General features: G+C 65.3%; 10 protein-coding genes and 1 pseudogene. 4 read left to right on the plus strand and 7 right to left on the minus strand.

The features are described 5' to 3' along the window. Positions 1-121 precede the first annotated feature (121 nt). The 3 genes from preA to hydA all read right to left on the minus strand — a co-directional run bounded on the left by preA (position 122) and on the right by hydA (position 4,401). Positions 122-1,396: an NAD-dependent dihydropyrimidine dehydrogenase subunit PreA gene (gene preA, locus BM315_RS04025; protein ID WP_090498062.1), complete on the minus strand. Its 1,275-nt coding sequence runs from the start codon at positions 1,394-1,396 to the stop codon at positions 122-124. Further along, positions 1,397-2,764 carry an NAD(P)-dependent oxidoreductase gene (locus BM315_RS04030; RefSeq protein WP_090498064.1) on the minus strand — a complete coding sequence of 456 codons (1,368 nt, stop codon included), beginning with the start codon at positions 2,762-2,764 and terminating at the stop codon, positions 1,397-1,399. A gap of 197 nt (positions 2,765-2,961) precedes the next feature. Then, positions 2,962-4,401 (minus strand): dihydropyrimidinase, encoded by a 1,440-nt coding sequence (hydA, locus tag BM315_RS04035; protein ID WP_090498066.1) that lies wholly within the window; start codon positions 4,399-4,401, stop codon positions 2,962-2,964. Between the two features lie 587 nt (positions 4,402-4,988). Here hydA and BM315_RS04040 point away from each other — a divergent pair. The 4 genes and pseudogenes from BM315_RS04040 to BM315_RS04050 all read left to right on the plus strand — a co-directional run bounded on the left by BM315_RS04040 (position 4,989) and on the right by BM315_RS04050 (position 8,582). After that, a complete protein-coding gene (locus BM315_RS04040) occupies positions 4,989-6,476 on the plus strand; it encodes an NCS1 family nucleobase:cation symporter-1 (RefSeq protein ID WP_090498068.1) in 1,488 nt (495 codons plus the stop codon). Between the two features lie 122 nt (positions 6,477-6,598). After that, entirely contained in the window at positions 6,599-7,882 is a 1,284-nt protein-coding gene (locus BM315_RS04045; protein WP_090498070.1) for a Zn-dependent hydrolase, read from the plus strand. Positions 7,883-7,915: 33 nt separating this feature from the next. Beyond that, positions 7,916-8,030, plus strand: a pseudogene (locus tag BM315_RS25380) (MAPEG family protein); the annotation flags it as partial. 102 nt (positions 8,031-8,132) lie between these two features. Next, complete coding sequence (locus tag BM315_RS04050; protein WP_090498072.1) at positions 8,133-8,582, plus strand: c-type cytochrome; 450 nt, start codon at positions 8,133-8,135, stop codon at positions 8,580-8,582. Between the two features lie 138 nt (positions 8,583-8,720). Here BM315_RS04050 and ilvD read toward each other — a convergent pair whose 3' ends face one another. From ilvD to BM315_RS04070, 4 genes are all read right to left on the minus strand, one after another. Further along, positions 8,721-10,568 carry a dihydroxy-acid dehydratase gene (ilvD, locus tag BM315_RS04055; RefSeq protein WP_090498074.1) on the minus strand — a complete coding sequence of 616 codons (1,848 nt, stop codon included), beginning with the start codon at positions 10,566-10,568 and terminating at the stop codon, positions 8,721-8,723. A gap of 285 nt (positions 10,569-10,853) precedes the next feature. Beyond that, positions 10,854-11,708, minus strand: coding sequence for an ABC transporter permease (locus BM315_RS04060; protein ID WP_090498076.1), 855 nt, complete (start codon positions 11,706-11,708; stop codon positions 10,854-10,856). An 8-nt stretch (positions 11,709-11,716) separates the two neighbouring features. After that, complete coding sequence (locus BM315_RS04065; protein WP_090498078.1) at positions 11,717-12,949, minus strand: ABC transporter permease; 1,233 nt, start codon at positions 12,947-12,949, stop codon at positions 11,717-11,719. Between the two features lie 112 nt (positions 12,950-13,061). Beyond that, positions 13,062-14,135 (minus strand): ABC transporter substrate-binding protein, encoded by a 1,074-nt coding sequence (locus BM315_RS04070; RefSeq protein WP_090498081.1) that lies wholly within the window; start codon positions 14,133-14,135, stop codon positions 13,062-13,064. Positions 14,136-14,156 lie beyond the last annotated feature (21 nt).

Here is a 14,156-nt window from a genome sequence, read left to right on the forward strand (position 1 = left end):
ACCTTGGCTGCGGTTTGAATGTAGGGTGCGCGGGGCCGCCTAGGCTGTGCGCACCAGGATGCCCGCAAGAATCCTGGTGCGCACAGCGCGCCCTACGGTAGGGCGGCCGACCGGCGTCGCATTAACCCGCTATGCGGTAGGGGTTGCGCGGATCGTGCTGCCAGTCGAGGAACGGCTTGCCGTTGTCCTGCGCCAGCATCTCGATGCAGTCCTGCACCGGGCAGGTGATCTGGCACAGGTTGCAGCCCACGCATTCTTCGTCGATTACCTCGTACCTGTGCGTGCCGTCGGCCTGGGCCAGGCTGGCGATGGCCTGGTGCGAGGTGTCTTCGCAGGCGATGTGGCAGCGGCCGCAACCGATGCAGGCGTCCTGGTCGATCCGGGCGATCACCTGGTAGTTGATGTCCAGGTACTTCCAGTCGGTGGTGTTGCCCACCGCCTTGCCGGAGAAGTCCGCCAGGCGCTGGTAGCCCTGGCTGTCCATCCAGCGCGACAGGCCGTCCTGCATCTGCTCGACGATGCGAAAGCCGTGCAGCATGGCGGCGGTGCATACCTGCACTGCGCCGCAGCCCAGCGCCACGAACTCGGCGGCGTCGCGCCAGCTGCCGATGCCGCCGATGCCGCAGATCGGCAGGCCGCGGGTCTCGGGGTCGCGGGCGATCTCGGCGACCATGTTCAGGGCGATCGGCTTGACCGCCGAGCCGCAGTAGCCGCCGTGGGTGCTCTGGCTGCCGACGATGGGGTTGGCGACCATGCGCTCGAGGTCGACGCTGGTGATCGAGTTGATGGTGTTGATCAGCGACACCGCATCGGCGCCGCCGCGATAGGCGGCGCGGGCGGCGGTGCGGATGTCGGTGATGTTCGGCGTGAGTTTGACGATCACCGGCAGCGAGCTGTAGGTCTTGCACCAGCGGGTGACCCGCTCGACGTATTCCGGCACCTGGCCGACCGCCGCGCCCATGCCGCGTTCGGGCATGCCGTGGGGGCAGCCGAAGTTCAGCTCGATGCCGTCGCAACCGGTGGCGGCCACCAGCGGCAGTATGGTTTTCCAGGACTCCTCGACGCAGGGCACCATCAAGGAGACGATAAGCGCGCGGTCCGGCCAGGCCTGCTTCACCTGGGTGATCTCGCGCAGGTTGATTTCCAGCGAGCGGTCGGTGATCAGTTCGATATTGTTGAAGCCGAGCACCTCGCGGTTGGCGCCGAAGTGCGCCGAGTAGCGCGACGACACGTTGACCGCCGCCGGGTCCTCGCCGAGGGTCTTCCAGACCACCCCGCCCCAGCCGGCCTCGAAGGCGCGGACCACGTTGTAGGCCTTGTCGGTGGGCGGCGCGCTGGCCAGCCAGAACGGGTTGGGTGCCTTGATTCCGGCGAATTCGATGGAGAGATCGGCCATTTATGCGGCCTCCACGTTGGACATGAGGTGGGAGTGGATGGCCTCGGCGGCCAGCTTGCCGTGCTGCACGGCCTGTACGGTGAGGTCCTGGCCCAGCGCCGTGCAGTCGCCGCCGGCGTAGACGCCGGGCAGGCTGGTGCGCAGAGTCGCGTCGACCCAGATGCGCTCGCCCTCGCGCTTGAGTTCACGGGCCAGCGGGTCGACCAGGGCACTGGCGTCGAAGGCCTGGCCGATGGCGCTGAAGATGGCGTCGGCGGTCAGCTCGAAGCTCTCGCCGGTTGACTGCAGGCGGCCGTCGACCTGCTGGGTGCGGGCGAAGCGCATGCCGCGCACCCGGCCCTGGTCGTCGAGCAGCACCTCTTGTGGCTGTGCCCAGGTCAGCAGGCGCACCTGGTTGGCCTTGGCGATGGCCTGCTCGTGCTCGGTGGCGCCCATTTCCGCGAAGCCGCGGCGATAGACCAGGTTGACGTCGTGGGCGCCGAGCTTGCTCATCTGCACCGCCATGTCGATGGCGGTGTTGCCGGCACCGAGGACGATGCAGCGCTCGGCCAGCGGCAATTGGCTGAGGTCGTCCGCCTGGCGCAGCTCGCGGATATAGTCGGTGGCGGCGAGCAGTCCTGGCGCCTGCTCGTCGGCCAGGCCGAGGCGCTTGCTGGCGGCCAGGCCGATGGCGAGGAACACCGCGTCGAACTGCTGTCGCAGCAGGCTCAGGCTCAGCTCGACGCCCAGCCTGTGGCCGTGGCGGATCTCGATGCCGCCGATCTGCAGGAGGAACTCCACCTCGCGCTGGGCGAAGTCGTCCACCAATTTGTAGGCGGCAATGCCGTATTCGTTGAGGCCGCCGGCCTTCTCGCGGGCCTCGAAGATCACCACCTCATGACCATACAGGGCCAGACGATGGGCGCAGGACAGGCCGGCCGGGCCGGCACCGACCACGGCGATGCGCTTGCCGCTGGCCGGCGCGCGCTGGAACGGGTGCTCGCCGAACTGCGCATTGTCGATGGCATGGCGCTGCAGCAGGCCGATCAGCACCGGCGCGCACTCCTCGGCGTTGTTGCGCACGCAGGCCTGCTGGCAGAGGACCTCGGTGGGGCAGACCCGGGCGCAGCTGCCGCCGAGGATATTGGCCGAGAGGATGGTCTGCGCCGCGCCCTGGACATTCTCCTGCTGGATGCTGCGGATAAACGAGGGGATGTCGATCTCGCTCGGGCAGGCGTTGACGCAGGGCGCGTCGTAGCAGTACAGGCAGCGCGCGCTTTCCAGGGCGGCCTGGCGGGCAGTGAGCGGCGGGGCCAGATCGCCGAAGCGATCGGCCAGTTCGACCGCCCCGGCATGCGGGCGCGGCAGGTGGCTGAGGGTGTCTATCACGGTAATTGCCTCACGGTCTTGTGGCTTTTATTCGGGCAGTTGACAGTGGATCAGCGGCCGTCCGGCCTCGGCGGGTCGGTGCGGCGAATGATTTTGTGTGGGAGGGGCCGGGCGGCGTTCCGCTTTAGCCGCGAAAAATGTCGATAGCTCAGGATCTGTCGCGGCTGAAGCCCCTCCCACGGGGCCAAGGATCAGGGTCAGCGACTGACCGGCGTCGGCCGGTTCAGCTCGGCGCGCTTGCTCAGCAGGTCGAACACCGCCGGATAGGCCGGGCGCTCGACATAGCGGCCGGCACCGCGCTCGGCGCGCAGCTCGCCATCGGCCCAGGCCAGCTTGCCCTGGCTGATGGTATGGCTGGGCACGCCGCGCACGGTCTTACCTTCGAAGATGTTGAAGTCGACCTGCTGGTGATGGGTTTTGGCCGAGATGGTTCGCGTGCCCTGCGGGTCCCAGAGCACCAGGTCGGCATCGGCGCCGACCCGTAGCGCACCCTTGCGCGGGAACAGGTTGAAGATCTTCGCCGCGTTGGTGCTGGTCAGGGCGACGAAGTCATTCATCGACAGCCGCCCGCTGTTGACCCCTTCGTCCCAGAGCACCGCCATGCGGTCCTCGATTCCTGCCGTGCCGTTGGGGATCTTGCTGAAGTCGTCGCGGCCGGCGGCTTTCTGATCGGCGCAGAAGCAGCAGTGGTCGGTGGCGGTGGTGTGCAGGTTGCCCGATTGCAGGCCACGCCAGAGTGCGTCCTGATGCCCGCGCGGGCGGAACGGCGGGCTCATCACGTAGCCGGCTGCGGTCTGCCAGTCCGGGTGGCGGTAGACGCTGTCGTCGAGCAGCAGATGGCCGGCCAGTACTTCGCCGTACACCGGCTGGCCCTTGGCCCGGGCGTAGCTGATTTCGTCCAGGGCGTCCTGGGTCGAGACATGCACCAGGTACAACGGTGTGCCCAGGGTTTCGGCGATGCGGATGGCGCGGCTGGCGGCCTCGCCCTCGACCTGCGAGGGCCGCGACAACGGGTGCGCTTCCGGCCCGGTCATGCCCTGGGCCAGCAGTTTGTGCTGCAGGTGGTAGACCAGCTCGCCGTTTTCCGCATGCACGGTGGGCACCGCGCCCAGCTGCAGGCAGCGCTCGAAGCTGGCCACCAGGGTGTCGTCGGCGGCCATGATGGCGTTCTTGTAGGCCATGAAGTGCTTGAAGCTGTTGACCCCGTGCTTGCCCACCAGCTCGCCCATCTCGGCGGCGACCTGCTCGCTCCACCAGGTGATGGCGACGTGGAAGCCGTAGTCGGTGGCGGATTTCTCCGCCCAGCCGCGCCAGGTATGGAAGGCGTCGAGCAGCGACTGCTGCGGGTTGGGGATGACGAAGTCGATGATCGAGGTGGTGCCGCCGGCCAGGCCCGCGGCGGTGCCGCTGAAGAAGTCCTCGCTGGCCACTGTGCCCATGAACGGCAGCTGCATGTGGGTGTGCGGGTCGATGCCGCCGGGCATCAGGTACTGGCCGCTGCCGTCTAGCAGCTGGCAGCCGGGCGGAGCGTCGAGGTTGGCGCCAATGGCCTGGATCAGACCGTTCGCGCAGAGCAGGTCGGCGCGGTAGCTTTCCTCATGGGTGACCAGGGTGGCACCACGGATCAACAGCGACATGGCGGATTCCTCTCAGGCTGACCGGTGCGTGCCGGTTCTTGGTGTTATGGCCTGCCAGGCAAGCGGTTTGTATTCCTGTCATGCCTGACAGGAATTGAATCTAGTTGCTGTTTTGTGATTGATCAAGAATATTTTTTAGCGCCATTTTTTGTTTATAACTTATTGAAAATAAACATAAAAAAATAAAAATAAGAAAAACGTGCAAAGTCTCACCATTTTGACGCACTTGACAAGAACCAAATATGGTCAAGATTCCCTATGGAAAATCAGCCGGTTGAACGCGGACCCCGAGCCGGGCCAGTCGCTGGAAAAGGGCTTGTTTGCACCAGGTTGAGTCCTGACTATGCTGGCAGGATTTCCCGGCCGGCCACCGACAAGCCGGCGAGACCGCCGCAGGAGATTGCCCCCTTTTATAAAGCTGTTGAATATCAGCTGGTTAGCTTGTGTTGGCGAGGCTTTCGAGTGGGCGCGCGCAGTTTTCGGCATGCTCGCCGCTAGCGAGTTGGCCGGCACTGAGCGGCACCCATACTCCGGCCATCGGCTGATCCCGATGAGCGAACAAACAGAACAATTCCTGGAGAGGCCCCATGCAGCAGAGCAGATCGCAAGTGACCGAGCGCGATGGCTTGTACGAACTGGCCGCCGGCCGCGACGTACTCGACAGCCCGCGCTACAACCACGACATCGCCCCGACCAAGGTGCAGGAACGCACCTGGAACAAGTGGCACATCACCGCGCTCTGGGTCGGCATGTCGATCTGCGTGCCCACCTACACCCTCGGCGGCGTGCTCACCGCCTACTTCGGCCTGTCGGTGGGCGAGGCGCTGCTGGCGATCCTGCTGGCCAATATCGTGGTGCTGATCCCGCTGACCCTGAACGCCTTCCCCGGCACCAAGTACGGCATTCCCTTTCCGGTGCTGCTGCGTTCCTCCTTCGGCGTGATCGGCTCCAACGTGCCCTGCCTGATCCGCGCGGTGGTCGCCTGCGGCTGGTTCGGCATCCAGACCATGTTCGGCGGCCTGGCCATCCACCTGCTGCTCGGCTCGATCTTCGAGCCCTGGAAGAGCCTGGGCGGCAGCGGCGAGGTGATCGGTTTCATGATCTTCTGGACCCTCAACCTGTGGATCGTGCTGCGCGGCGCCGAGTCGATCAAGTGGCTGGAAACCCTCTCCGCGCCGCTGCTGGTGCTGGTCGGTGCCGGTCTGCTGGTGTGGGCGCTGCCCAATGTGTCGATGAGCGAGTTGCTGGCGCAGCCGGCCAAACGCCCGGAAGGCGCCAGCGTCACCGGCTACTTCCTTGCCGGGCTGACCGCCATGGTCGGCTTCTGGGCCACCCTGTCGCTGAACATCCCGGACTTCAGCCGCTACGCCAGGAGCCAGAAGGACCAGATCATCGGTCAGATCCTCGGCCTGCCGCTGACCATGTTCCTGTTCGCAGCGCTGGGCGTGGTGATGACCGCTGCCTCCGCCTCGCTGGTTGGTGAAACCGTGGCCGACCCGGTCAGCCTGATCGGCCATATCCAGAGTCCCGGCTGGGTGGCCCTGGCCATGGCGCTGATCATAGTCGCGACCCTGTCGACCAACACCGCGGCCAACATCGTCTCGCCGACCAACGATTTCCAGAACCTTGCGCCCAAGCTGATCGATCGGACCAAGGCGGTGCTGCTCACCGGCCTGATCGGTCTCGGCCTGATGGGTCATGAGCTGCTGAAGAAACTCGGCCTGCTGGTTTCCGACCTGAGTCTGGAAAGCGTCTATTCCAACTGGCTGCTCGGCTATTCGAGCCTGCTCGGACCCATCGCCGGGATCATGGTGGTGGACTACTTCCTGATCAAGAAGCAGAGCCTCGACCTCGCCGGCCTGTACCGCGACGACGTCTATCCGGCGTGGAACTGGATGGGCTTCGTCGCCTTCGCCGTACCGGTGGCGCTGACCCTGCTGTCGCTCGGCAGCAATGCCTTCAGCTGGTTCTATGACTACGGCTGGTTCACCGGTTCCTTGCTCGGCGGCCTGCTCTATTTCGCCCTGGCCAGCCTGCGTGGGACGCAAGCGCTGGAGGCCAAGGCGTCGGTGTGAGGCAAGGCGCCGCGAGTAATGACAGCACGCACCTGTAGGAGCGGGCCATGCCCGCGATGCGGTCCAGCAGACTCGCCCATCTCCGGCGGGCGCGTTACAGATGACAGAACGAGGAAATCGGCATGAACACGGCAGAAAACGTCCTGCAATCCAGCCAAGCGCATATCGACGGCGAGCGCCTGTGGCAGTCGCTGATGGAACTGGCCAAGTTCGGCGCTACCGCCAAGGGCGGGGTCTGTCGCCTGGCCCTGACCGACCTCGATCGCCAGGCCCGCGACCTGTTCGTGCGCTGGTGCGAGGAGGCCGGCTGCACGGTGAGCGTCGACGGCGTCGGCAACATCTTCGCCCGCCGTCCCGGGCGCAACCCCGAGCTGCCGCCGGTGATGACCGGCAGCCATATCGACACCCAGCCCACCGGCGGCAAATTCGACGGCTGCTTCGGCGTGCTCGCCGGCCTGGAGGTGCTGCGCACCCTCGATGACCTGGGGCTGCAGACCGAGGCGCCGCTGGAGGTGGTGGTCTGGACCAACGAGGAGGGCTCGCGATTCGCCCCCTGCATGATGGGCTCGGGGGTGTTTGCCGAGAAATTCACTTTGCAAGAAACCCTGGCCAAGCGCGATGCCGAAGGCGTCACGGTCGGCGAGGCATTGAACGCTATCGGCTATGCCGGCAGCCGCGCGGTCAGCGGGCATGCGGTAGGCGCCTATTTCGAGGCGCATATCGAGCAGGGGCCGATCCTCGAGGACCAGGACAAGACCATCGGCGTGGTGCTCGGCGCCCTCGGGCAGAAATGGTTCGATCTGACGCTCAAGGGCGTCGAGGCCCACGCCGGGCCGACCCCGATGCACCTGCGCAAGGACGCCCTGGTCGGCGCCGCGGCGGTGGTCGCCGCGGTCAACCGGGTGGCGCTGGAGCATCAACCGCATGCCTGCGGCACGGTCGGTTGTCTGCAGGCCTATCCGGGCTCGCGCAACGTGATCCCCGGCGAGGTGCGCATGACCCTGGATTTTCGTCACCTCGAGCCGGCGCGCCTGGATTCGATGATCAAAGAGGTGTGCGGGGTGATCGAGGCGACCTGCACCCAGCACGGCCTGAGCTTCGAGCTGACTCCCACCGCGGATTTCCCGCCGCTGTATTTCGACCCGGGCTGTGTCGAGGCGGTACGCGACGCGGTGCAGCGCCTGGGCCTGTCGCACATGGACATCGTCAGCGGCGCCGGGCATGACGCGATCTTCCTCGCCGAGCTGGGTCCGGCCGGAATGATCTTCGTACCCTGCGAGGGCGGCATCAGTCACAACGAGATCGAGAACGCCGCGCCGGCCGACCTGGCCGCAGGCTGCGCGGTGCTGCTGCGGGCGATGCTGGCCGCGTCGGCGGCATTGGCCAAGGGAAAACAGGCGGCCTGATTGGCCGAGTTGCCATCGAATTGCTGCGCTTGAGTCCCCCCGGCGTTCGCCGCGGCGGTGATCATCGCCCACCTGGCCGCCTGTGCGTGCGTTGGTATGGTTCGTCGGCATGGGCCTGATCATCAGCCTGTTCGTGGTCTCGGCTTGAGCCGTTGATCGCTGCGGCGACATACCACGCTTGGCCCGCTGGCAATGGATGGCGATACTGTCGGCCGTTCCCTTAGCCCAAGCTGTTTGCCGTGAAGGTGTTATGAAGCTGAAAAGCCTGTTCCTCGTTGTGCTTGCCCTGACCCTGACTGCCTGCGGGGGTGTCGACCCGAACTCACCGCAGGGCCAGCGCCAGGCCATCTTCAAGCAGATGCTCAAGGTCAGCGAAGACCTCGGCGGCATGTTGCGTGGGCGGATTGCCTTCAAGGAGGAAGGTTTCGTCAGCGGTGCGGCCGAACTCGATCGATTGACCCGCACGCCCTGGCAGCACTTTCCCCAGGTCCGGGAGGAGGGCGGTGAGAGCCGCGCCAAGGATGAAGTCTGGCAGCGCCAGGAGCGTTTTCAGCAACTTGCCCGCGAACTCGAGGCAGGCACTGCCGCGCTGGTCGCCGCGACCGCCGCCCGCCCGCTGCAAAGCGCCGAGCTGGTCGCGCCCGTGCAGCGCGTCGAGGACGGCTGCAAGGCCTGCCACGAGGAGTTTCGCGCGTTCTAGCGGGTTGTCTCGCGGCCTAACCCCGGACCAGGTAGCGGTATCGGTGTGGATGGGTGGTGCGCGCGGCGCACCCTACGGAATTTGACCGGTAAAACGCAAAAGCCCGGCGCAAGGCCGGGCTTCTGCGTTGTGCGGTGCTCAGGGCACCAGTTTTTCCAGCAGGGCCTTGTCGCGTACCGCGCCCTTGTCGGCGCTGGTGGCGAGCAGGGCGTAGGCCTTGAGCGCGGTGGTGACCTTGCGTGGGCGGTGTTCTACCGGCTTCCAGCCCTGCTTGTCCTGCTCGTGGCGGCGATGGGCGATTTCCTCGTCGCTGACCAGCAGGTTGATGGTGCGCTCGTGGATATTGATCAGGATCTTGTCGCCTTCGCGCACCAGGCCGATGGCACCGCCCGCGGCCGCTTCCGGCGAGGCGTGGCCGATCGACAGGCCCGAGGTGCCGCCGGAGAAGCGACCGTCGGTGAGCAGGGCGCAGGCCTTGCCCAGGCCCTTGGACTTCAGATACGAGGTCGGGTAGAGCATTTCCTGCATGCCCGGGCCGCCTTTCGGGCCTTCGTAGCGAATGATGACGATATCGCCTGCCTGCACTTCGTCGTTGAGGATGCCGCGTACCGCGCTGTCCTGGCTTTCGAAGATCTTCGCGTTGCCTTCGAAGATATGGATGGACTCATCCACGCCCGCCGTCTTCACCACGCAGCCGTCGACGGCGATATTGCCGTAGAGCACGGCCAGGCCGCCTTCTTGCGAGTACGCATGCTCGACGCTGCGGATGCAGCCGTTCTCGCGGTCGTCGTCGACCGTATCCCAGCGGGTGCTCTGGCTGAACGCGGTCTGGGTCGGGATGCCGGCCGGGCCTGCGCGGAAGAAGGTGTGCACGGCCTCATCGTCGGTCTGGGTGATGTCCCATTTGGCGATGGCTTCGCTCATGCTCTTGCTGTGCACGGTCGGCAGGTCGGTGTGCAGCAGGCCGCCTCTAGCCAGGGAACCGAGGATGCTGAAGATGCCGCCGGCGCGGTGCACGTCTTCCATATGGTACTTCTGGATGTTCGGCGCGACCTTGCACAGCTGCGGCACCTTGCGCGACAGGCGATCGATGTCGCGCAGGTCGAAGTCGATCTCGGCTTCCTGGGCGGCGGCCAGCAGGTGCAGGATGGTGTTGGTCGAACCGCCCATGGCGATGTCCAGGCTCATGGCGTTTTCGAACGCCTTGAAGTTGGCGACGTTGCGCGGCAGCACCGAGGCATCGTTGTCCTGGTAATAGCGTTTGCACAGCTCCACCGCGGTGCGCCCGGCCTGCAGGAACAGCTGTTCGCGGTCGCTGTGGGTGGCCAGGGTCGAGCCGTTGCCGGGCAGGGCCAGGCCTAAGGCTTCCATCAGGCAGTTCATCGAGTTGGCGGTGAACATGCCGGAGCAGCTGCCGCAGGTCGGGCAGGCGCTGCGCTCGTACTCGGCGACCTTCTCGTCGCTGGCCGAGTCGTCGGCGGCGATCACCATGGCGTCGACCAGGTCCAGGCCGTGGCTGGCCAGCTTGGTCTTGCCGGCTTCCATCGGCCCGCCGGAGACGAAGATCACCGGGATGTTCAGGCGCAGGGCGGCCATCAGCATGCCGGGGGTGATCTTGTCGCAGTTGCTGATGCAGACGATGGCGTCGGCGCAGTGGGCGTTGACCATGTACTCGACCGAGTCGGCGATGATCTCGCGGCTCGGCAGCGAATAGAGCATGCCGTCGTGGCCCATGGCGATGCCGTCGTCGACCGCGATGGTGTTGAATTCCTTGGCCACGCCGCCGGCTTTCTCGATTTCGCGGGCGACCAGCTGGCCCATGTCCTTCAGGTGCACGTGGCCGGGCACGAACTGGGTGAAGGAGTTGGCGATGGCGATGATCGGTTTCTTGAAGTCCTCGTCCTTCATCCCGGTGGCGCGCCATAGGGCGCGGGCGCCGGCCATGTTGCGGCCGTGGGTGGAGGTTTTCGAGCGGTAATCGGGCATGGCGATAAGTCCTGCAAAGGCTGTTCAGGTCACGCATTCGCTGGCAATCGCCTGGGCGAAGGCCGCGTGCGCGCAACGGGCTGTTGGGGCGTATGTTGAGCCGGGTTCAGGCCCAAGGCAAACGGAAGTGACCATTTGCAGGGCCGGGGCGGAGGTTGGCGCGGGGTCTGCGCTGGCTCGGCCTGTTACACGTCCGCCTGGGTGCGGCAGCAAAGGGACGATTCTAAGCCCAGGCGGTGTGGCGGCGAAAGCGCGGAGCGCTTAGTTAACTAACGCGTGAGCGGGTTATTCGATCAGTTCGACGCCGCGCAGGCGCTCGGCACGCCGGCGCAGCAGCTCGATGGTCACCAGCAGGGCGATGGACACCAGGATCAGCAGGGTGGCGATGGCCAGGATGCTCGGGTTGATCTGCTCGCGCAGGCCCGAGAACATCTGCCGCGGGATGGTGCGTTGCTGGGGGCCGGCCATGAACAGGATGACCACCACCTCGTCGAACGAGGTGATGAAGGCGAACAGCGCGCCGCTGATCACCCCGGGGCGGATCAGCGGCATGATGATGTCGAAGAACACCCGCAATGGCGTGGCGCCCAGGTTGATCGCGGCGCGCGCCAGGGAATAGTCGAAACCGGTCAGGGTCGCGGTCACGGTGATGATCACGAAGGGCGTGCCCAGGGCCGCGTGGGCCAGGATCACCCCCAGGTAGCTGCCGGCCAGGCCCAGGTCGGAATAGAAGAAGAACATCCCGGCAGCGGTGATGATCAGCGGCACGATCATCGGCGACAGCAGCAGGGCGGTGATGAAGCGCCGGTAGGGCATGTCGTCGCGGGCCAGGCCGACCGCGGCGCAGGTGCCCAGTACGGTGGCGAGGATGGTGGCGAAGATGCCGATCAGGAAGCTGTTCTGGATCGCCAGGATCCATTTCGCGTCGCTGAAGATCTCCCGGTACCAGCGCAGCGAATAGGCTTCCGGCTGCAGGGTGAGCATGCCTTCGGTGAAGCTGAAGAACGGCTCGACGTTGAATGACAGCGGAATGATCACCAGGATCGGCATGATCAGGAACAGCAGCACCAGCCAGGAGCTGGTTTTCAACAGCCAGGCGCCGAGGTGGTGCCAGAAGCCAAAGTAGCTGGGGATTTTCATCGTCTGCGCTATCCCAGTTTGATATTGCTGGCGCCGACGAAACGGTCGTACAGCCAGTACAGCACGAGAATCAGGCCGAGCAGCAAGGAGCCCAGCGCGGCGGCCAGTTCCCAGTTGTTCGAGCGCTGCATATGGAAGGCGATGATGTTGCTGATCATCTGCCCGTCGGTGCCGCCGACCAGCGCCGGGGTGATGTAGTAGCCCACGGAGATGATGAACACCAGCAGGGCGCCGGCACTCAGGCCCGGCAGGGTCATCGGGAAGTAGATCCGGGCGAACGCCGGAATCGGCTTGGCCCCGAGCGACATGGCCGCGCGCAGGTAGCTGGGGTCGATGCCGCGCATCACGCTGTATAGCGGCAGGATCATGAACGGCAGGAGAATATGGGTCATGGCGATGATGGTGGCGAACGAGGTGTAGAGCATCTCGATCGGTTGGCCGATCAGGCCGCTGCTGAGCAGGAATGAATTGATCACGCCGTTGGTCTGCAACAGGGCGATCCAGGCGGTGGTGCGCACCAGCAGCGAGGTCCAGAAGGGCAGCAGGACCAGCACCAGCAGCAGGTTGGCGCGGTTTTCCGGCAGACCGGACAGGTAGTAGGCCAGCGGGTAGCCGAGCAGGGCGCAGAACAGGGTGATGACCAGCGCCATGTTCAGGGTCTTGCCGTACAGCTGCAGGTAGATCTGCGTGTCTTCGCGCACCTGGATGCCCTGCTCCGGGTGCAGCTCCAGGTCGAGGGCGGTCAGGTAGTAGTCGTAGGTGTAGATCTGGCCGGCGCGTTTGATCGCGTACCAGACCTCCGCTTTGCTCCAGTTGCGATGCGCCTGTAGCAGGGTCTCGGCGCCTTGGCTCTCAAGCTGTTCTATTTTCAGTCGGCCGATTCGTCGGGCGCTGGATTTGACCACGCTGGACATGCCGGTATAGGCGCGGTTGAGCTCCTCGGACAGTTTGCCGGACAGGCGCTGCTTGGCCAGGCCATGCAGCTCCAGGGCAAATACGTTGAGGGTCGTTTCATCGGGTATTGCGTGGCCGTCCCAGCGTTGCAACTCCACCAGGGTCAGCGGGATCAGTTCGGCCACGGCCGGGTGATGCACGCTGCGCCAGAGCATGCTGCCGATGGGCGCAACGAAGGTCAGGAGAATGAAGGCGAGCAACGGCACCACGAACAGAAAGGCGGTCAGGCGTTTCTTGCTGCGGGCGCTGGCGGCTTGACCGGCTTCGGTAGTGGTCAGGGCGGACAAGACATGACTCCGTGTAGGGTGGGTTAGCCGCTAAACGGCATAACCCACCAGCAATGCTGCGGGTAAGAGCGAATGGGTGGTTTACGCCTTTGGCCAACCCACCCCTACGTCGCTACTTGAGCAGCCACTCGTTGAACTTCTCGCCGAGCGACTCGCCGTAATCCGCCCAGAATTCCGAACTGGCCTGGATGCCTTTATCCAGGTGTGCGGTAGGCAGGTGCGGGGCGGCGGTCGGGTCCATCATCGGCGTGGAGGACTTGCGGGTCGGGCCGTACGCCACGTCCGGCATGCCTGCCAGCGGCTTGGAGCCGGTGGCGTAGGCGACGAACTTGAGGGCCAGGTCCTTCTTCGGCGAGCCCTTGACGATGGCCCAGGCGTCGAGGTCGTAGACGTGGCCGTCCCAGACGATGACGAAGGGCTTGTTCTCCTGGCGGATGGCGTCGTAGAAGCGACCGTTGGCCGATTGCACCAGCACCGCGCCGCCGTCGTTGAGCAGTTGCGGGGCCTGCGACCAGGAGTCGAACCAGACGATGTCGTTCTTGATCGTGGCCAGTTTGTCGAAGGCGCGCTGTTGGCCTTCGGCGGTGGCCAGCACTTCGTAGACCTCTTCCGGCGCTACGCCGTCGGCCAGCAGGGCCCATTCCATGTTGACCTGCGGGCGCTTGCGCATGGCGCGCTTGCCGGGGATCTTGGTCGTGTCGAAGAAGTCGTCGATGTCCGCCGCCTTGGTGCCGCCGATGGTCTTCTCGTTGTAGGCGAATACCACCGACCAGACGATGTTGCCGACCGCGCATTCGCTGGCCAGGGCCTCGGGAATGAAGTCTTCTGCCGCCGGGGTGCCGTCCACGCCGGCCGGCAGGGTCTCATGCGGGATGACTTCCAGCAGGCCTTCGGAGCAGGCACGCTCGAGGTCGATCACCTCGAAGTCGACCACGTCCCACTGGATATTGCCGGATTCGACCTGGGCCTTGATCTCGGCCACGCCGCCGGAGTAGTCCTCGAACAGCACCTTGACCCCGGTGTCTTTCTGGTAGGGGTCGATGACGTGTTTCTGTTGCGCCGCGCCATAGGCGCCGCCCCAGGACACCACGGTCAGGCTGTCCTGGGCGCTGGCGGCGAAGGTGGCCGTGCCTAACGCTGCAGCCAAAGCGAATGTGGAAAAGCGGGTAGTCAGTGATCTAGCCATTGCTGTGCTCCATTGCTTTTA

Origin of the sequence: Pseudomonas borbori (genome assembly GCF_900115555.1) — a bacterium.
In the GTDB taxonomy this organism is placed as follows: domain Bacteria; phylum Pseudomonadota; class Gammaproteobacteria; order Pseudomonadales; family Pseudomonadaceae; genus Aquipseudomonas; species Aquipseudomonas borbori.